The sequence below is a fragment of the Pseudomonas putida genome, from assembly GCF_001976065.1.
GTDB lineage: Bacteria > Pseudomonadota > Gammaproteobacteria > Pseudomonadales > Pseudomonadaceae > Aquipseudomonas > Aquipseudomonas serbica.
In genome coordinates this window covers 677,891-696,041 of record NZ_MNAH01000001.1, presented here as the reverse complement: position 1 = coordinate 696,041, position 18,151 = coordinate 677,891, and the positions used below count along the sequence as shown (strand labels likewise).

The following is an 18,151-nucleotide window of genomic DNA, read 5'->3' as shown; positions in this document are numbered from 1 at the left end:
TGGATTAGAGTACGAGTGGGCAACGCGGCTGATATAGCCGGGTCTGGGGCATACAACTTGTGATCTGAATTCATATGAGACGACTGGACATAAACTGCTTCGCCGAAATGAACGTGTTCGTCAGGGTCGTTGAAGACGGCGGCTACACGGCTGCCGCCAAGAACTGTGCGATGACCCCATCAGCGGTCAGCAAGCTAGTCACAAGACTGGAAAACCGCCTGGGTACGCGTTTACTCAATCGCTCGACAAGGCGACAGTTGCTCACGCCTGAAGGGGCAGCATTCTATGAGCGCAGCCTGACTATCCTGGCGGCGCTCGATGAGGCTGAGCTGGAAGCGGCAGCCAGCTCCGCCCCCCAGGGAACAGTGCGGGTCAACTGCAACGTCGACATCGGGCGTTTGTACCTGCTACCGCTATTGACGACGTTCCTGCAACACCACCCTGGCGTATCGGTGGAGGTTTTCCTCAGTGACGAAGTCGTCGACCTGATCAGCGCACGAGCTGACGTAGCCATCCGCAGCGGCCCACTCAAAAGCTCCAATCTCGTGGCCAGGCGCTTGGGCGAGACAAGAGGCCTTATCGTGGCGTCACCGGCCTACCTTGAGGCACACGGCACACCAAAAATTCCAGCCGATCTTGCAGACCACAACTGCCTGGGATTCACCTTCGGCCAACCGATGATGGAGTGGAACTTCCTGAGCGAGGATGGCCAACTGACCCCGGTATCCGTTACCGGTAACGCACGGGTCAGTGACGGCAACGGAGTACGAGAACTTGCAATCCTCGGGCTTGGCCTCGCGCGCGTCGGATTTTGTCAGGTTGAGCAAGATCTGGCGCAAGGCCGCCTGCTTCCGGTTCTAGAAGATTTCATGCCTGTCGCGAAGAGTGAAGTGCATGCGGTCTACGTAGGGCAAGGAGGAAAATTGCCCACGCGTGTCAGAGCCTTCATGGATTACCTGGCGGCAAACCTCAAGATCCACTAATTGCACAGGGTTGGTAACGCGCCGCCACTTGCGTGTGCAGACGAAGTACTCGCGCCGGGTGCGCGCCTCAAGGCGCAGAACTTGCCGGAACTGTCACGCTTGGCGGTAGGCGCTAGGCGTGACACCCACCTCGCGACGGAAAACCTGGGAGAAATGGCTGGGGCTGGAATAACCCACTTCCAAGCCAACATCGATAATGCTGCGCTCGGTCTCAAGCAGTAGATGTCGGGCGCGACTCATGCGCAGGCGGATGAAATACTGCGATGGCGCCAGCCCCGTGGCACGCTTGAACATCCGGCTGAAGTGATACTCGCTCAAATCGGCGACATGAGCCAAATGCGCAAGGCGGAACTCATCGGCCAGGTGTTCATTCATCGCATCGATGACGCGTCGCAGCTTGTACGCTTGTAGTGCGTTGCTGCGACGGGTAGTGCTTTGTGGATCGAGATAACGGCGTATCAGGTGGACGGTCAACGCCTGGGCCAGGCTGTGTAAGAACAACAGGCTGGGCTTACGCTCCTCGATCAACTCGAAGCGCAACTGATTGAGCATGAAATTCACCCGCTCATCCTGGGCCCCGGAGATATCGAGGAAGGTCACCGGAGCGGTGTGCTCGCCCAGTAGATCACGGGCAGCCTGGTCGATCAGTGGAAGGCCGAGATACAGATGCATCACTTCGAAGGTGTCGCACCCGATTGTCTGCCAGCGCATCTCGTAGGGCTTGCTTGTGTTGGTGAGAAAGAAGTCGCCAGCCTGCACCTTGACGGCTTGCCATGCCCCACCGAGGGAGCGCTCCTCGACCCTGGCCGTGCCTGCCAGGACCAATACCAGCAGAGGCTCCACCACGGCAGGTACCAGTATCGGCTCGGCGCTGCTGTGATGGCTGAACAACTGCACCATCACATCCTGCAGCTGCGGGAGCAGCGGCAATGCCTGCGCAGATCCTGGCAGGTGATGCGGCATCGATTCAGCCGTGATGAGCCGAGCATCGCTCGGTGTCAGGTCTTCAAATTCAGGCTGGTGCACAGGAGGCTCCATCGAAAAGCCCTCGGATGGGGGTTGGCGTCGATAGGGTAACGTGGCATCGGCATACTTGAACAAGGCCGTTTTCAACGCTGACCCGTGCGACAGCAAACGAAATTTGCACAGGCTTCCCTCAGTCATTTTAACGTTGGCGCAAAACTCCGACAGCTTCGGCAAGCCTGCGAAAGCCCCCTCCTCCCCTTTGCGAGACAGTGAACCCGTCGATAACGACAGCGCCTCACGGGCGCTGAGCCGCCGAATACTTCGTCGGCTTGCAAGGCAGGAGAGCACCATGACTGAGATCAATCACAGCATTCCCAACGAAGTAGAAGGCAAAGTCGCGCTGGTCACAGGTGCCGCCAGTGGCATCGGCAAGGCTATCGCACTGTTACTTCACGCGCGTGGCGCCAAGGTCATTGCTGAAGATCGCAATTGCGCCGTCGAAGAACTCGCCCGCCCCGGGTTAGTGCCACTGGTGGCCGACATCACCGAAGACGGCGCCGCCGAGCGCGCGGTCGGTTTGGCCGTCGAGACGTTCGGTCGACTGGACATTCTGGTGAACAACGCCGGGATCATCATCAACAAGTTGGTCATCGACATGACCCGCGAAGACTGGGAGCGCATCCAGGCGGTCAACGCCACCGCAGCCTTCCTGCACTGCCGCGAAGCGGTCAAGGCGATGATGCCCAACAAATCGGGAGCCATTGTCAACATCGCCTCTTACGCATCCTATTTCGCCTTTCCAACCATTGCCGCCTATACCGCTTCCAAAGGCGCATTGGCCCAGTTGACCCGCACGCTGGCCCTCGAGGCGATCGAGCATGGCATTCGCGTCAATGCCATCGGCGTCGGCGACGTGGTGACCAACATCCTCAACGACGTGGTAGACGACGGCCCTGGCTTTTTGGCCCGACACGGCGAAGCCGCTCCCATTGGTCGTGCCGCGCAGCCTGAGGAAATCGCTGAAGTTGTGGCATTTCTCGCGTCGGACCGTGCGAGCTTCGTCGTCGGCTCCGTGGTCATGGCCGACGGCGGCATGACCGTCACCGCCGGTTGATCAGGATTGCCTGAAAACGATCAGGGCGCCTGTACGGCGCCCTTCTTGTCATACCCAAGAGCAGGGCCAGCTGCTATTTAAACAGTCGCCCCTTAGAACTTTTCCCTGTTTATCGGTCTATGTGGATAGGCACATTTGCTCAGCAAGCGCGAACCCGCAGGCTTGCGGTTACCAGATGGCCACACGTCCAATTGCCAAACAGAGGTTGTCTTAGCTCATGAAATTCCATGACCCACGGGTGGTGCTTTTCGGCCTGTTCGCGCTCGCGGCAGTGGGCTCGGCATCAGCAACACAGATGAAGGCCTCAACCCCTGTTTTCGCCCCTGAAGTCACCGCCGTTGAGGCGCCTGTCCAGGCTGCCGGCAACCCTTGGCCGACCTTGGCCAGTGTGGCCGACAAGCAGCCAGGGCCGTTGCTTGCCCACGACGACCGTTACTGGCACGACGGCCGTTGGCACAATCGCAGGGACGATTGGCGCCGGGACGAATGGCGCAGGAATCAGTGGCGTAGAGAGCAAGCCCGCCGGGAAGCTGAGCGCCATCGTGATTGGGATCGCCACCAGGATCGAGCCATGCGGCACCGCTACGAGGACGATCGCCGCTACTACCGTCGCTAGGGCGAAGGAGGTCACACTGACGGCTGTAGATGGTCACGCGCGCAGCGTTTCGACCATTCGCCTGACCTGACTCAACAGATGATCGTCATCCTCGGCGGTGGTCGCGAACGAGGTGACAAAGCGCACGATATCTGGCCCCCAGCGATCATGTAGACGCCGAACCCGGCCTACGCAGGGCTTCGAAAAAAAAACGGGCGCCTTACAGGGCCCGTTTTTCCTTCCAGTCAATCTTGTTTCACACATAAAACAAATTCGTCATTCCCCCACACTCAGCGTTACCTGAAAAAGCACCGCTGCGTCGCAAATTCCTGAACCTCGCACGGCTGATGTGCAATTTCGTGCCATACAAGAAACCACGTTTCATATATGAAACGCCGATAAATTTCAATTTATTACTTAACTCGTTAATTTAAAACGATTTTTAAACAAAGTAACGGTACAGCCAATCTCTGGCATTGTTCATGCACTAAACGTCGTATCACCTATAAAACAGACCAGAGACCCTTCCCAATGGCTGTGAAAGAGATGTACGCCGTCGCCCCGCAATGGAACAAACCCGCTCCCAAGGAAGACCTGGAGCCCACTGAGATTGAATTCCGCAATGTCGGCAAATGTTTTCCGGCCAAGGGCAAGCCCGAAGCTCCGTTTGCCATTCGCGGGGTCAACTTCAAGATTCGCCGTGGTGAAGTGGTGTCGATCATCGGCCCTTCCGGTTGCGGCAAAAGCACCATCCTCAATATGGGTTCCGGACTCTACCGTCCCTCCGAAGGCGAAGTGTTCGTCGGCGGGGAAGCGGTCACCGGCCCGGTCCGCCAAGTCGCCTTCATGCTGCAAAAAGACCTGTTGATGCCGTGGCGCAGCATTCGCCGCAACGTTGAACTGGGCCTGGAGATTCAAGGTGTGGCGGCTGCCAAACGAAAGGCCGTGGCTGAAGACCTGATTGGTCGTTGCCACCTGCAAGGCTTCGCCGACCATTACCCGTTCCAGCTGTCGGGTGGTATGCGTCAGCGCGCGGCCTTGGCCCGCACCCTGGCCATCGACCCGCAAGTGCTGTTCCTCGACGAGCCGTTCTCGGCGCTGGATGCGCAGACCAAGATGATCCTGCAACAGGACATGGCGCGCATGCTGTTCGACGAAAAGAAGACCGCACTGTTCATCACCCATGACCTGATCGAAGGCATCGCCATGTCCGACCGCTTGCTGGTCATGAGCGCCCGTCCCGGCACCATCATCGAAGAAATCAACATCGACCTGCCGTTTCGCGACAACCCGCTGGAGCGCCGCAAGCTGCCGGAGATCGGCCCGCTGGTGGGTCGCCTGATGGAGTTGCTGCAAGTCAGCGAACACACCGAACTGCATTGATCACGCCTGAAGGCCCGCAACCGATTAGGAGTACGCATGTTCAAGTCCCTGTTTCAACGCTTCAGCCAGGTCACCGCCATCGCGCTCGGCCTGGGCATGGCTTGCGCCGCCCAGGCGCAATCGACCGACGTGACTTACCTGTTGCCGGCGCCACCGAACCTGCCGGCATTTGCTCCGTGGATCATCGCGCAGCAGAAGGGCTACTACGCCGCACAAAACCTGAACATGACCTTCATCGCCGCCAAGGGCGGCGTGGACGTGGCCAAACAGATCGGCGCCGGTAACGCCATGCTCGGCGGTGCCCTCGGCGATACCCCGATCGTGGTGCGCGCCAATGGCATTCCGGTGCGTGCGGTGGCCGTGCTGGGCGCCGGCGGCGTGACCATGATTGCCACCAATGCGGCGCAAAACATCAATTCCATCAGCGATCTCAAGGGCAAGACCATGACGGTGATGTCCTACTCGGACACCACCTACTACGCCCTGCTCGCCTCCCTGCGCAAAGCCGGCCTGAGCAAGAACGACGTGAATATCCAGGCCGCCGGCCCGGCCGGTGTCTGGCAATTGTTCTCGGCCAATAAAGCCGAGGCGATGGCGGGTGTGCCGGATTGGGTGGTCAACGCCGAAGAAGCCGGGTTGAAGATCAAGCTGATACCGCAATCACAGATTTTCGAAAGCATGGCGCAGTCGATCCTTGCCTCCGACGATGCCATCAAGAATCACCCGGATATCGTTCGCGGCGCGGTCCAGGCCACGCTGCAGGGCATGCGCGACATCATTGCCGACCCACGCGCTGCCGCAGTGACCTTTGCCAAGGCGGTGCCCACCTATGCCGGCAAGGAAGATTCGCTGGAGAAGATCTTCAAGCTCTACGTCGAGCATGTGTATGCCAACCAGACCGTATTGGGCCGCGTCGATCCGGCGCGACTTGAAGCGGTCCGCCAGTTCTATGTCAGCGAAGGCATCGTCACCCAGGAGCCCAAGCTGGACGACCTGTACACCAACCAGTTCATCGACACCCAAACCGCCGCGCAATGACGGCCAGTGACAACAAGGTAACGACACGATGAAAAACCTCAATAACTCCATGCTCGGCAGCGTCGCCCTGCTGGTCCTGTTCCTGGTGCTCTGGCAGTGGGGCCCGGGATTGCTCGGCATGCCCGAATTCGTCATGCCACAACTGAGCCGCGTGGCCCAGGAAAGCCTGGTGATGTGGCATAGCGGCGGGCTGTGGCAGCACACCCTGGTCACCGCCTTCGAAATCATCGTCGGCTTTGGCCTGGGTGCCCTGCTCGGCGTGGTGATCGGGGTGTCGCTGGGCCTCTCGCCCGCCGCCGAGGCCATGCTGTCGCCGTACATCCTGGCGCTGCAGATTGCGCCCAAAGTCGCCTTCGCCCCGCTGTTCGTCATGTGGCTGGGCTACACCATCTACCCGAAGATCCTGATCGCCATCCTGATCGTGTTCTTCCCGGTGATGATCAACGTGCTGTCGGCCATCCGTACCGTGGACCCGGACATGATCAACCTGGTGCGGACCATGAACGCCAGCCGCTGGCAGATCTTCCGCCTGGTGGAGTTTCCCTCGGCCATGGCCGCGCTGTTCTCCGGCCTGCGCATTGCTTCGACCCTGGCCGTCATCGGCGTCACCGTCGGTGAACTGGTCGGCGGTAACCAGGGCCTGGGCTTCCTGCTGGTCGATGCCGAAGGCCAGGGCAATACCGCGGGTGTGTTCGTCGCCATCGTCATGCTCACGCTGATCGGCGTATTCGCCTACGGCGCAGTGGTCTGGGCCGAAAAGCGTGTCCTGCACTACATGCCCAAAGCCATGCTGAGTACCCAATGATGACGACCTTCAATCGCTTGCTCGAAGGCCGCCGCGTGCTGGTCACCGGCGGCGCCCGCGGGCTGGGTTACGCCTTTGCCCAGGCCATTGGCCGCGCCGGTGCCCAGGTGGTGATCGCCGACATCCTCGCCGAACGCGTGCAGCAGTCGGCCGCCGAACTGGTCGCCGAAGGCCTGAGCGTGCACGGCGTCACGGTTGACCTGGCGCAGCCGGATTCGATCGATGCCTGCATCGCTGAAACTACCCGTTTGCTGGGTGGGCTCGATGGTTTGGTCAACAACGCCTCGATCACCAATTCCGGCGGCAAGACCTGCGAAGAGCTGACCCTGGACACCTGGGATCAGGTGATGCAGGTCAACGTGCGCGGCACCTGGTTGATGACCAAGGCCTGCCTGCCGGCCCTGCGCGCCAGCGGCCAGGGCGCCATCGTCAACCTGGCCTCCGACACCCCTCTGTGGGGCGCGCCGAACCTGCTGGCGTATGTCGCGAGCAAGGGCGCAATCATCGCCATGACCCGCAGCCTGGCCCGTGAACTGGGAACCGACAACATCACGGTCAACGCCATTGCCCCCGGCCTGGTGCTGGTCGAGGCCACGGCCTATGTACCCGAGGCGCGCCACCGTTTGTACAACGATCAACGGGCCATCCAGCGCCCACAACTTCCCGAAGACGTCAGCGGCGCCGTGCTGTTCGCGCTGTCCGACCTCGCCCGTTTCATCACTGGACAAACCTTGCCGGTCAACGGCGGGTTCGTCATGCCTTGACTTTGATCTGGAGACAGCCATGACCGATTTATCAGCACAGCAAACCACCCCGAAAAGCTGGGAACAGCCGGCCGGCAGCGATCTGGAAAGCTGGATGAACACCCGCATCGCCCGTTACGAAACCCGCAAGTACGACTGGAATGCCCTGAAATTCCAGGCTGACTACGACCCGAAATTCCGCCGCGCGCAAATGCGCTACATCGGCACCGGCGGCACCGGCGTGACCTCGGACATGAACACCATCCCGTCGGAGAACTTCACCTTCTCGACCATGGTGATCCCGGCCGGCCATGAAGGCCCGCCGCACCTGCACACCGACGTCGAAGAAGTGTTCTTCGTGCTGCGCGGCAAACTCAAGGTGGTGATCGAGAAGGACGGCGAGCGTTTCGAAACCATCCTCACCGACCGCGACGTGATTTCCGTGCCGCCCGGCGTGTACCGCGAAGAGATCAACATCGGCGATGAAGATGCGCTGATGTGCGTGATGCTCGGCGCGAAAAAACCGCTGACCCCGACCTACCCGCCAGAACACCCCCTGGCCTCGATCAAGCGCGGATAAGCCCATGTCGCACGCCATCGATCATCGCGCTCCGTCGCTCACCGCCGATCTTCAGGCGCAGCTGGCCCTGCAGTTTCCATTGCGCACAGTGGAGCTCGCCGGCGCTCGCCAGGCCTTTCGCGAATGCGGAAGCGGGCCGGCCATTGTGTTGTTGCACGGGATCGGCTCGGGCTCGGCGTCGTGGCTGGAGGTGGCGCAGGCGCTTGGCCGCAGCGCCCGGGTGATCGCCTGGGACGCGCCCGGCTACGGCGACTCCTCGCCCCTGCGAGCCCTGGCGCCGGATGCGTCGGACTATGCCGAGCGGCTGCTGCAGATGCTCGACGCCCTGGGCATCGAGCGCTGCGTGCTGGTGGGGCATTCACTGGGGGCCATTACCGCCGTCGCTTTCGCCAGCGGCGTGCAGCAACAGCGCATCAGCCGCCTGGTGCTGATCAGCCCGGCCCAGGGCTACGGCCATCCATCGCGCGCCGTGCAGCGCCAGCAAGTGCGCGACAAACGCCTGCACGCCTTGCAACAGCTGGGCATTGCACAGATGGCCGAGCAACGCAGCGCCTACATGCTCTCCCCGGTGGCCAGCCCTCAAGCGCAGGCCTGGGTGCGGTGGAACATGGCACGGCTCAATCCCGAGGGTTATCGCCAGGCCATCGAACTGCTGTGCGGCGAAGACCTGTTGCGCCATGCACCGCTGACCATGCCTTGCGAAGTGCATTGCGGCGACGCCGACGGCATCACCACCCCCGACAACTGCCGGACCCTGGCCAAGACCCTGGGCGGCACGTTCGCGCTTATCAACGATGCCGGACATGCCAGTCCCATCGAACAACCTCATGTCGTGGCGGGCCGCCTGGCCTTCGCCATCAAAGAATCCCTGACAGGTGCATCGCTATGAACGATTCAGATCTGCTGAAGGACGCTCAGGACAAATACATCGTGCCGGGCCTGGAGCGCGGCCTGCTGCTGCTGTGTGAATTCAGCCGGCGCAATCGCACGCTGACCGCACCGGAACTGGCCCGACGCCTGTCGCTGCCGCGCTCGACCATCTTTCGCCTGCTGACGACGCTGGAAACCATGGGCTTCGTCACCCGCAGCGGCAACGAATACCGCCTCGGCATGTCGGTGCTGCGCCTGGGCTTCGAGTACCTCGCCTCACTGGAGCTGACCGAGCTCGGCCAGCCGCTGCTGGCCCGCTTGTGCGACCGCCTCAACTACCCGAGCAACCTGGTGGTGCGCGACGGCCGTTCGATCGTCTACGTGGCCAAGGTGTCGCCGCCGTCGGTGTTCTCCAGCGCGGTGAATGTCGGCACGCGCCTGCCCGCCCACGCCACCGTCCTCGGGCGCATCCTGCTCGAAGACCTGTCGCTGGCGGAGTTGCGCGAACTCTACCCGGAAGATCACCTGGAACAGTTCTCGCCGTGCACGCCGAAGACCGTGATGGAGCTGTTCGACATGGTCCAGGCCGACCGCCAACGCGGGTTTGTCAGCGGTGAAGGCTTCTTCGAGTCGGCGATTTCCTCGGTGGCCGCACCGGTGCGCGATCAGTCCGGGCAGATCGTCGCGGCGCTGGGCGTGACGATTCCGACCACCCAGATCGCCCACGTCAACTTCAACGAATTGCTCCTGCAAGTACGCCGCAGCGCCGACGAACTGTCGCGGTTGCTCGACTACAACAGCGCGACCGGGCACGACGGCCACAACCGCGTAACGGCGCTGATGAGGGATTGAGATGAGTCTCTATCAACTGCAAGACAGCACCGCGATCGTCACCGGTGGCTCTTCGGGCATCGGCCTGGCCTGCGTCGAACTGCTGCTCGAAGCCGGCGCGGCCGTGGCCTTCTGCGGTCGCGACGAAGATCGCCTGCGCAGCGCCGAAGACCAGTTGCGTGAACGTTTTCCAAAGGCGCGCTTGCTGGCCCAGGCCTGCAACGTCCTGGACGCCGACTCGGTCAACGCCTTTGCCGCCGCCAGCCTGGCCGCATTGGGGCCAGCCAGCGTGCTGGTCAACAACGCCGGGCAAGGTCGCGTATCGACCTTCGCCGACACTACCGACAGCGCCTGGACCGAAGAACTGAACCTGAAATTCTTCTCGGTGATCAACCCCGTCCGCGCCTTCAAGGCACAGCTGCAAGGTCAGGCGAACGCCGCCATCGTCTGCGTCAATTCGCTGCTGGCCAGCCAGCCGGAACCGCACATGGTCGCCACCTCGGCCGCGCGCGCCGGGGTGATGAACCTGGTGCGCTCGATGGCCACCGAATTTGCCGTCGATGGCATTCGGGTCAACGGCATCCTCATCGGCCTGGTCGAGTCCGGGCAATGGCGCCGCCGTTTCGAAGCCCGCGAAGAACGGGATCTGGACTGGAGCCAATGGACCGCCCAGCTGGCACAACGCAAACACATTCCCTTGGGGCGCCTGGGCCTGCCGATCGAAGCGGCCCGCGCAATCCTGTTCCTGGCCTCGCCTCTGTCGGCTTACACCACAGGCAGCCATATCGATGTTTCTGGAGGCCTGTCCCGCCATGCGTAATGAAAATACTGTCACCGTTGGCGCTGCCATCACCGCGTTTCTCGAGCAATGCGAGGTCAAGGCCGCATTCGGTGTGATCTCGATCCACAACATGCCGATCCTCGATGCGTTCGCCGTGCGCGGCAACATCCGCTTCGTCATGGCCCGCGGCGAAGCCGGCGCGACCAACATGGCCGACGCCTATGCCCGTACCACCGGTGGCCTGGGTGTGTGCCTGACGTCCACCGGCACCGCAGCAGGTAATGCTGCGGGTGCGATGGTCGAAGCGCTGACCGCCGGCACGCCGTTGCTGCACATCACCGGGCAGATCGAAACGCCGTACCTGGACCAGGAATTCGCCTACATCCATGAGGCCCGCGACCAGCTGACCATGCTCAAGGCCGTGTCGAAGGCCGCGTTCCGGGTGCGCAGCGTCGAAACCGCAATCAGCACCCTGAAGCTGGCCGTGCAGACTGCCCTGACCGCGCCGACCGGGCCGGTCAGCGTGGAAATCCCGATCGACATCCAGTCGACGTTCATCCCGATGCCGACAGACCTGTCGCCGCTGCCGATTCCGGTGGCCGTGCCCGCACCCGAAGCGCTGGACCTGGTGGCCGAGCGTCTGGCCAGCGCCACTCGCCCGCTGTTGTGGCTTGGTGGCGGCGCGCGGCATGCCGGCCCGCAGGTCAAGCGCCTGCTGGACATGGGGGTCGGCGTGATCACCTCGACTCAAGGTCGCGGTGTGGTCAACGAAGATGACGAGCGTTGCCTCGGTGCGTTCTCGCAAAACAAACTGGTCGAGCAGTTCCTGCAAAGCTGCGACGCCCTGCTGATCGCCGGTTCACGCCTGCGCAGCAACGAGACCTTCAAATATGCGCTGAAGCTGCCACGCAACACCCTGCGCATCGACGCCAACCCGGCCATCGAAGGGCGCAGCTACAACAGCGAACTGTTCATCTGCGGCGATTCGGCGCTGGCGCTTGAAGGCCTGGCGGATCGCCTGGAAGGTCGCCTGCACATCGACCCGACGTTCCTCGCCGAGCTCAAGCAAGTGCGTGAAAAGTCTCGCACGCAACTGATCGCCGACCTCGGCCCGTACTCGGCCATGGTCGAACAGCTACAAGCGCTCACCGGGCGCAATTTCTCCTGGGTGCGCGACGTCACGCTGTCCAACAGCATCTGGGGTAACCGCCTGCTGACGCTGTACCACCCGCGTGCCGGCGTGCATGCACTCGGCGGCGGCATTGGCCAGGGTTTGTCGATGGGCATTGGCGCGGCCGTGGCGGCAGCGGAAACCGCGCCTGAGCGCAAGGTCTTCGCCCTGGCCGGTGACGGCGGTTTCATTCTCAACCTCGGCGAGCTGGCAACGCTGGTGCAAGAGAACGCCAACGTGGTGATCCTGCTGATGAACGATCAGCGCTACGGCGTGATCCGCAACATCCAGGACGCGGTGTACGGCAGTCGCCACTGCTACGTCGACCTGCACACCCCGGATTATTCCAAGCTGGCCGAATCGCTGAACCTGCGCCATGGACTGGTCACCGACCTCAAGGATTTCGGCAAGGTGGTCGACGGTGCGCTGTCGCAGCCAGGTCCGTTCCTGCTGGAAGTCGACATGCTCAGCGTCGGCAGCTTCGCCACCCAGTTCGCCGGTCCGCCCAACAGCGAAACCAAAGCGCAAAAAGCCACGGCTTGAGGACTTCGCCATGTTGCATATCACCATGATCGGCTGCGGCGCCATCGGCGTCGGCGTGCTCGAGCTGCTGGAGAAAGACCCGCAGTTGTGCGTCGACTACGTCATCGCCTCGGCCGGTTCCGAAGAGCTGGTACGGCAAAGGCTGGCCAGTTTCAAACAACCGCCGCAAGTGCTCACGGCCCTGCCGGCCGACGCACGCCCCGACCTGCTGGTCGAGTGTGCCGGTCACAAGGCCATCGAAGAACATGTGTTGCCGGCCCTGGAGCGTGGCATCGCCTGCCTGATCGTCTCGGTCGGCGCGCTGTCCGAAGTCGGCCTGGTGGAGCGCCTGGAGGCAGCGGCCGAACGCGGTCAGACCCGCATCGAATTGCTGCCCGGCGCCATCGGCGGCATCGACGCCTTGTCGGCGGCCAAGGTCGGCGGCCTGGACTCGGTCAACTACACCGGACGCAAACCGGCCCGTGCCTGGAAAAACACCCCGGCGGAACAGGCGTTCGACCTGGACAGCCTCAGCGAAGCCACGGTGATTTTCCAGGGCAGTGCCCGCGAAGCGGCCCGCCAGTACCCGAAAAACGCCAACGTCGCCGCGACCTTGTCGCTGGCCGGGCTCGGCCTGGATCGCACCCATGTGACCCTGATCGCCGACCCGCTCTGCGAAGAGAACGTGCATCACTTCGAAGCCCGTGGCGCCTTTGGCGGGTTCGAACTGAGCCTGCGTGGCAAACCGCTGCTGGCCAACCCGAAAACCTCGGCGTTGACCGTCTACAGCGTCGTCCGCGCCCTGGGCAACCACGCCCACGCGATTTCGATTTAGGGAACTGCGATGACTCTCGAACAGACGTTACCCATTTGCATTGCCGGCCAATGGCAACTCGGCCGGGGTGAGCGCTACGCCACCTGCTACCCCGCCACCGGTGAAGCCGTTGCCTGGCTCAACGCCGCCAGTGTCGAAGACGTGGAAGAAGCCGTGCAAGGCGCCCACCAGGCGTTTTTGCACAGCGGCTGGGCGCAGCGCAAACCCCATGAACGCGCCAGCGTGCTGTACCGCATCGCCGAACTGATCCGTGAGCGCAGCGAAGAACTGGCACAGTTGCAGCGCCAGGACAATGGCAAGCCGATCAACGAAACCCGTGCCCTGGTGGCCAGTGCCGCCGGCACTTTTCAGTTCTTCGCTTCGGCCTGTGAAACGCTCGAAGAAACCATCACGCCATCTCGCGGTGATTTCGTCAGCATGAGCGTCTTTGAACCGATGGGCGTGATCGCCGCGATTACGCCATGGAACTCGCCCATCGCCAGCGAAGCGCAGAAAGTCGCTCCGGCGCTGGCGGCTGGCAACGCCGTAGTGATCAAGCCGGCGGAAATCACTCCGCTGATGGCCTTGCAACTGGCACGCATCTGCGAAGACGCCGGGCTGCCCAAGGGCTTGCTCAGCGTATTGCCGGGCAAGGGTTCGCTGCTCGGCGATGCACTGACCCGTCACCCGCTGGTCAAGCGCGTGTCGTTCACCGGCGGCACCAAAACCGGCAAACACATTGCCCACATCGCCGCCGACAAGATGATGCCGGTGTCCCTGGAACTGGGCGGCAAATCGCCGACCATCGTTCTGGAAGACGCCGACCTCGACCACGCGGTGGCCGGCGTGTTGTACGGCATTTTCAGTTCGTCGGGCGAAGCCTGCATCGCCGGGTCGCGGTTGTTCGTCGCCCGTGCGCTGTACGAGCCGTTCATGACGCGCCTGGTGGCAGCGGCGGCCGCATTGCGCGTCGGTGATCCGGCGGATGAGCGCACGCAAATGGGCCCATTGATCAGCGCCGCCCACCGCGAGTCGGTGGAGCGTTATGTGGCACTCGGACTGGCCGAAGGCGGACGCCTGCTGCTCGGTGGCCAGCGCCCCAGCGGCGGTGTTCTTGATCAGGGTTACTACTATCCGCCGACCATCCTCGAAGGTCTGAACAACAGCCAGCAGGTGTGCCAGGAAGAAATCTTCGGCCCGGTGCTGGTGGCCATGCCATTCGACGACGAAGCGCAATTGCTGGAGCAGGCCAACGACAGCCTGTACGCCCTCGCCGCCGGCATCTGGACGCGTGACTACAAGCGCGCCTGGGCACTGGGTCGAAAAATCCAGGCTGGCACGGTGTGGATCAACACCTACAAGCAATTCTCCATTTCCACCCCCTTCGGTGGCTGGCGCGACAGCGGCCTGGGTCGTGAAAAAGGTCGCCTGGGCATCCTGCAGTACATGGAACAGAAAAGCCTTTATTGGGGCATGAATGAACAGCCACTGGCCTGGGCCGGTGTGCAACCAGAGGTAGGGTTATGAGCGTTTTAGGCATTGATGAAGTCACCTATGGCGTCGAGGACCTGGCGACCAGCGCTCGGTTCTTCAGTGACTGGGGCCTGAGTAAAGTCAGCGAGCAGGCAGACGAGGTGATCTTCGAAACCCTCAACGGTTGCCGTGTCGTGCTCGCTGACATCAACAAGGTGGGCCTGCCACCGGCGATCGAACCCGGTTCAACGGTGCGCGAAGTGGTCTGGGGCGTCGAAAGCGATGCCGACCTCAAGCTTTACAGCGAACGCATCGCCAACGACCCGGGCTTCATCGAGGCGAACGGCCGTGTTGGCTGCACCGACCCCAATGGCCTGGCGATCCGCCTGCAAGTGACCCGCAAGCGCGAACTGGACATCGAGTGCAGCGGCCACAACACCTGGCAAACCAAGGGCCGGATCAACAAGGCTGCGCCGATCTACGAGCGCGCCACACCGATCGAGGTCGGGCATGTGGTGTTTTTCGTCAAGGACGTCAACGCCTGCGAAGCCTTCTATCACGAGCGCTTCGGCTTCCAGGCCTCGGACCGTTATCCGGATCGCGGTGCGTTCCTGCGCACCGCTGAAGAAGGCGGGCACCACGACCTGTTCATGCTGCAACTGCCCGCCCCGCGCGCCGGCCTGAACCACGTCGCGTTCACCGTGCGCGATGTGCACGAAGTGTTCGGCGGCGGCATGCACATCTCCCGCTGCGGCTGGGCGACGGAAATCGGCCCGGGGCGTCACCCGGTGTCCTCGGCGTTCTTCTGGTACTTCAAGAACCCGGCCGGTGCATTGGTCGAGTACTACGCCGACGAAGACCAACTGACCGGCGAATGGCAGCCACGCACCTTCGAGCCGGGCCCGACCGTCTTCGCCGAATGGGCGATTGCCGGCGGCATCGATGGCAACACCCGACGCCAGCAAAATGTCGACGCGCCCCAGGGCAAGTTCCTGACTGACAAAGCGAAATCTTCAGACGGAGGTCAATGAGATGCGTAATACCGAACCCTACCTGGAGCCGCATCAGGCCCGTAAACGCCCCAATACCCAGTTCGAGGACCTGCTCGGCGACTCCATCGAGCGCGCCTTCGGCAACGGTGTGACCGAGTTGCCCGAGCTGCTCGCGCACCTGAACCTGGCCGGGCCGCCCTGCCCGCTGACCAGCGGTGAGTGGACAACGGACGCCTATAAAACCCTGATGGCTCGGCTGGGCGAATGAACCGCCGGAGGTAAACAAGAAATGAACATGAACACAACCGTCGATCCTGTAGAACACCTCCTGGCAAACGGCTTGAAGAACCTCTGGTTCCCGGTCCTGCCTTCTGACCAACTGGGCGAGAAGCCGGTGTCGATCCGTCGACTGGGCTACAAGATTGCCCTGTGGCGCGACAATGACGGCAGCGTGCATGCCCTCGAAGACCACTGCCCGCATCGCGGCGCGCCGTTGTCACAGGGACCGGTGCTGGGCGACCGCCTGCAGTGCCCTTATCACGGCGTCGAAGTGCGTTGCGACGGCACAGTCACCAAGGTGCCCGGCAGCCCCGGTTGCAAACTCGAAGGCAGCCGCCCGACGCGCATGTTCCACACCCGTGAAGCCGCCGGCGCGATCTTTCTCTTCAACGCCGCCGAACCGCACGTGGACACCCCGCCGGAACTGGTGCTGCCCGAGCAACTGAGCTCCCCCGAATGGAGCAGCTTCCTGTGCTACGCCGAGTGGCAAGGCGACTACCGCTATGTCATCGACAACGTCATGGACCCGATGCACGGCACCTACCTGCACAAGATGTCGCACTCCATGAGCGAAGGCGAAGCCACCGCCAAATTCGTCACCCGCGACACCGACAAGGGCTTCTTCTTCGAGAAGGAAGGCCAGCGCGGAGTGAACTTCGACTGGACCGAATTCATGGACGACAGCTGCCACTGGCTGCGCCTGGAAATCCCTTATCCGAAAACCGGTGGCCCGGGCGGCAACTTCACCATCATCGGCAGCTACACGCCAAGCAGCACCTCCTTGTCGGCGGTGTTCCACTGGCGGTGCCGGCCACTGACCGGCTGGCAGCGCGACACTTGGCGCTTCCTCTACAAGAACCGTCTGGAAGCACGCCACTGGGCGGTGCTGGAACAGGATCGGGTGCTGCTCGAATTCATGGAACCGGACGCCAACCAGCGGGAAAACCTCTACCAGCATGACCTCGGTGTGGTGCGCCTGCGTCGCTACCTGAAGAACGCAGCCAAGGCTCAGCTTGAGCTGGTTGATGCGAAGCAGTTGCCATGAAGCCGATCGTGCATTGTGTTCTGGCCGGCGCGCGTGTCGATTTGCGAACTGTCGAAAAGAGGTGACCGATGTCCCATTCCTCCCCCATTACCGCGCTCGTGCACACCTTGCGCTACGAAGCCGAAGGCATCATCAGCGTCGAGTTGCGGCCCTATGGCGATACCGTGTTCGCCCCGTTCGAAGCCGGCTCGCATATCGATCTGCATCTGCCCAACGGCCTGGTGCGCAGCTACTCGTTGCTCAACTCGCCGAGCGACCGTGGCCGCTATGTGGTCGGCATCCTGCGTGATCGCAACAGCCGTGGCGGCTCGGAATATGTGCACGGGCAACTGCGGGTCGGCATGCAACTGCCGATCTCGTCGCCGCGCAACAATTTCCAGCTCGACCTGAGCGCCAGGCACAGCGTGCTGGTGGCCGGCGGTATCGGCATCACGCCGATCTACTGCATGTTCCGCCAACTGCTGGCCCTGGGAAAATCCGCCGAGCTGATCTACTGCGCCCGTTCGCGCCAGGAAGCCGCACTGGTGGAAGAGCTCAGCGGCCTGAGCGCCAAGGTGGTCTACCACTTCAATGACGAAAAAGGCATGCCGCCGGACCTCGGCACCTACCTGGCTGGCCAGCCCGACGACACGCATTTTTATTGCTGCGGGCCGACGCCGATGCTCGATGCCTTCGAAAGCACCTGCGAAGGCCTCGGCTATCCCCATGCGCACATCGAGCGTTTTGCCGCGGCAGAACTGCCGCCGTCCGAAGACGCGCAGAGCAGCTACAGCGTCGAGCTGAAGAAATCCGGCAAGACGCTGTCCATCGAGCCGGGGCTGAGCCTGCTCGATGTGCTGCTCGAGGCCGGTTGTGACATCGAGCACAGTTGCCGCGAGGGGGTGTGCGGTTCGTGTGAAACACGGGTCCTGGAAGGTGAAGTCGACCACCGGGACGGCGTGCTGACCAAAGCCGAACGTGCCGCGAATAAATCGATGATGGTCTGCGTATCGGGATGCAAGAGCCGGCGACTGGTACTCGACTTGTAGCAAGTTTGCGTTATTTCATCCGTTGAACAGGCCGGCTTTTTAGCCGGCCTTTTTAATGCGCGTAAAGTAATCGCCGCACAACGAACGTGCAGTTTGGTTACCCCCCGAACGCGCTGTTTCGCAGGCAATACATAAAAA

19 protein-coding genes are annotated in these 18,151 nt (G+C 62.2%); 18 read left to right on the top strand and 1 reads right to left on the bottom strand.

Annotated elements, in window-relative coordinates:
- The first annotated feature begins 74 nt into the window (after positions 1–74).
- A complete protein-coding gene (locus tag BKX96_RS03220; protein ID WP_077182677.1) occupies positions 75–983 on the top strand; it encodes a LysR family transcriptional regulator in 909 nt (302 codons plus the stop codon).
- 93 nt (positions 984–1,076) lie between these two features.
- Here the strand turns inward: BKX96_RS03220 and BKX96_RS03215 are convergent, their stop codons facing one another.
- Positions 1,077–1,946, bottom strand: coding sequence for a helix-turn-helix domain-containing protein (locus BKX96_RS03215; RefSeq protein WP_410454518.1), 870 nt, complete (start codon positions 1,944–1,946; stop codon positions 1,077–1,079).
- A gap of 352 nt (positions 1,947–2,298) precedes the next feature.
- Between BKX96_RS03215 and BKX96_RS03210 the strand changes: the two genes are divergently transcribed.
- The 17 genes from BKX96_RS03210 to BKX96_RS03130 all read left to right on the top strand — a co-directional run bounded on the left by BKX96_RS03210 (position 2,299) and on the right by BKX96_RS03130 (position 18,013).
- On the top strand, positions 2,299–3,063 hold the full coding sequence (locus tag BKX96_RS03210) for an SDR family NAD(P)-dependent oxidoreductase (protein WP_046815221.1): 765 nt from the start codon (positions 2,299–2,301) through the stop codon (positions 3,061–3,063).
- Positions 3,064–3,280: 217 nt separating this feature from the next.
- Positions 3,281–3,679: a hypothetical protein gene (locus BKX96_RS03205; protein ID WP_046815220.1), complete on the top strand. Its 399-nt coding sequence runs from the start codon at positions 3,281–3,283 to the stop codon at positions 3,677–3,679.
- A 525-nt stretch (positions 3,680–4,204) separates the two neighbouring features.
- On the top strand, positions 4,205–5,041 hold the full coding sequence (locus tag BKX96_RS03200) for an ABC transporter ATP-binding protein (RefSeq protein WP_046815432.1): 837 nt from the start codon (positions 4,205–4,207) through the stop codon (positions 5,039–5,041).
- Positions 5,042–5,077: 36 nt separating this feature from the next.
- Positions 5,078–6,079, top strand: coding sequence for an ABC transporter substrate-binding protein (locus BKX96_RS03195; RefSeq protein ID WP_077182676.1), 1,002 nt, complete (start codon positions 5,078–5,080; stop codon positions 6,077–6,079).
- Between the two features lie 28 nt (positions 6,080–6,107).
- A complete protein-coding gene (locus tag BKX96_RS03190; protein WP_077182675.1) occupies positions 6,108–6,884 on the top strand; it encodes an ABC transporter permease in 777 nt (258 codons plus the stop codon).
- Positions 6,881–7,648: an SDR family oxidoreductase gene (locus tag BKX96_RS03185; RefSeq protein WP_143512380.1), complete on the top strand. Its 768-nt coding sequence runs from the start codon at positions 6,881–6,883 to the stop codon at positions 7,646–7,648. The genes BKX96_RS03190 and BKX96_RS03185 overlap by 4 nt, the downstream gene beginning before the upstream one ends.
- Before the next feature lie 19 nt (positions 7,649–7,667).
- Positions 7,668–8,207: a cupin domain-containing protein gene (locus BKX96_RS03180; RefSeq protein ID WP_046815217.1), complete on the top strand. Its 540-nt coding sequence runs from the start codon at positions 7,668–7,670 to the stop codon at positions 8,205–8,207.
- A gap of 4 nt (positions 8,208–8,211) precedes the next feature.
- Positions 8,212–9,096 carry an alpha/beta fold hydrolase gene (locus BKX96_RS03175; RefSeq protein WP_077182674.1) on the top strand — a complete coding sequence of 295 codons (885 nt, stop codon included), beginning with the start codon at positions 8,212–8,214 and terminating at the stop codon, positions 9,094–9,096.
- The gene (locus BKX96_RS03170; protein ID WP_008054905.1) at positions 9,093–9,929 is read left to right on the top strand and encodes an IclR family transcriptional regulator; all 837 of its coding nucleotides are present in this window, start codon (positions 9,093–9,095) and stop codon (positions 9,927–9,929) included. Before BKX96_RS03175 ends, BKX96_RS03170 begins: the two co-directional genes overlap by 4 nt.
- A 1-nt stretch (position 9,930) precedes the next feature.
- Positions 9,931–10,728 (top strand): SDR family oxidoreductase, encoded by a 798-nt coding sequence (locus tag BKX96_RS03165; RefSeq protein WP_046815215.1) that lies wholly within the window; start codon positions 9,931–9,933, stop codon positions 10,726–10,728.
- Positions 10,721–12,403 (top strand): thiamine pyrophosphate-binding protein, encoded by a 1,683-nt coding sequence (locus tag BKX96_RS03160; RefSeq protein WP_046815214.1) that lies wholly within the window; start codon positions 10,721–10,723, stop codon positions 12,401–12,403. The genes BKX96_RS03165 and BKX96_RS03160 overlap by 8 nt, the downstream gene beginning before the upstream one ends.
- 10 nt (positions 12,404–12,413) lie before the next feature.
- Positions 12,414–13,217: an aspartate dehydrogenase gene (locus tag BKX96_RS03155; protein ID WP_046815213.1), complete on the top strand. Its 804-nt coding sequence runs from the start codon at positions 12,414–12,416 to the stop codon at positions 13,215–13,217.
- 9 nt (positions 13,218–13,226) lie between these two features.
- The gene (locus BKX96_RS03150; RefSeq protein WP_077182673.1) at positions 13,227–14,723 is read left to right on the top strand and encodes an aldehyde dehydrogenase; all 1,497 of its coding nucleotides are present in this window, start codon (positions 13,227–13,229) and stop codon (positions 14,721–14,723) included.
- Complete coding sequence (locus BKX96_RS03145; RefSeq protein ID WP_077182672.1) at positions 14,720–15,700, top strand: VOC family protein; 981 nt, start codon at positions 14,720–14,722, stop codon at positions 15,698–15,700. Before BKX96_RS03150 ends, BKX96_RS03145 begins: the two co-directional genes overlap by 4 nt.
- 1 nt (position 15,701) lies before the next feature.
- Positions 15,702–15,929, top strand: coding sequence for a recombinase-like helix-turn-helix domain-containing protein (locus BKX96_RS03140; RefSeq protein WP_077182671.1), 228 nt, complete (start codon positions 15,702–15,704; stop codon positions 15,927–15,929).
- A 21-nt stretch (positions 15,930–15,950) separates the two neighbouring features.
- Positions 15,951–16,985, top strand: coding sequence for a Rieske 2Fe-2S domain-containing protein (locus BKX96_RS03135; protein ID WP_077182670.1), 1,035 nt, complete (start codon positions 15,951–15,953; stop codon positions 16,983–16,985).
- Between the two features lie 68 nt (positions 16,986–17,053).
- Positions 17,054–18,013, top strand: a complete 960-nt coding sequence (locus tag BKX96_RS03130; RefSeq protein WP_077182669.1) for a PDR/VanB family oxidoreductase — start codon at positions 17,054–17,056, stop codon at positions 18,011–18,013.
- Positions 18,014–18,151 lie beyond the last annotated feature (138 nt).

Coding starts and splice junctions, on each gene's coding strand:
- BKX96_RS03220 (WP_077182677.1), top strand. CDS start 75: ATGAGACGACTGGACATAAACTGCTTCGCCGAAATGAACGTGTTCGTC.
- BKX96_RS03215 (WP_410454518.1), bottom strand. CDS start 1,946: ATGCCGCATCACCTGCCAGGATCTGCGCAGGCATTGCCGCTGCTCCCG.
- BKX96_RS03210 (WP_046815221.1), top strand. CDS start 2,299: ATGACTGAGATCAATCACAGCATTCCCAACGAAGTAGAAGGCAAAGTC.
- BKX96_RS03205 (WP_046815220.1), top strand. CDS start 3,281: ATGAAATTCCATGACCCACGGGTGGTGCTTTTCGGCCTGTTCGCGCTC.
- BKX96_RS03200 (WP_046815432.1), top strand. CDS start 4,205: ATGTACGCCGTCGCCCCGCAATGGAACAAACCCGCTCCCAAGGAAGAC.
- BKX96_RS03195 (WP_077182676.1), top strand. CDS start 5,078: ATGTTCAAGTCCCTGTTTCAACGCTTCAGCCAGGTCACCGCCATCGCG.
- BKX96_RS03190 (WP_077182675.1), top strand. CDS start 6,108: ATGAAAAACCTCAATAACTCCATGCTCGGCAGCGTCGCCCTGCTGGTC.
- BKX96_RS03185 (WP_143512380.1), top strand. CDS start 6,881: ATGATGACGACCTTCAATCGCTTGCTCGAAGGCCGCCGCGTGCTGGTC.
- BKX96_RS03180 (WP_046815217.1), top strand. CDS start 7,668: ATGACCGATTTATCAGCACAGCAAACCACCCCGAAAAGCTGGGAACAG.
- BKX96_RS03175 (WP_077182674.1), top strand. CDS start 8,212: ATGTCGCACGCCATCGATCATCGCGCTCCGTCGCTCACCGCCGATCTT.
- BKX96_RS03170 (WP_008054905.1), top strand. CDS start 9,093: ATGAACGATTCAGATCTGCTGAAGGACGCTCAGGACAAATACATCGTG.
- BKX96_RS03165 (WP_046815215.1), top strand. CDS start 9,931: ATGAGTCTCTATCAACTGCAAGACAGCACCGCGATCGTCACCGGTGGC.
- BKX96_RS03160 (WP_046815214.1), top strand. CDS start 10,721: ATGCGTAATGAAAATACTGTCACCGTTGGCGCTGCCATCACCGCGTTT.
- BKX96_RS03155 (WP_046815213.1), top strand. CDS start 12,414: ATGTTGCATATCACCATGATCGGCTGCGGCGCCATCGGCGTCGGCGTG.
- BKX96_RS03150 (WP_077182673.1), top strand. CDS start 13,227: ATGACTCTCGAACAGACGTTACCCATTTGCATTGCCGGCCAATGGCAA.
- BKX96_RS03145 (WP_077182672.1), top strand. CDS start 14,720: ATGAGCGTTTTAGGCATTGATGAAGTCACCTATGGCGTCGAGGACCTG.
- BKX96_RS03140 (WP_077182671.1), top strand. CDS start 15,702: ATGCGTAATACCGAACCCTACCTGGAGCCGCATCAGGCCCGTAAACGC.
- BKX96_RS03135 (WP_077182670.1), top strand. CDS start 15,951: ATGAACATGAACACAACCGTCGATCCTGTAGAACACCTCCTGGCAAAC.
- BKX96_RS03130 (WP_077182669.1), top strand. CDS start 17,054: ATGTCCCATTCCTCCCCCATTACCGCGCTCGTGCACACCTTGCGCTAC.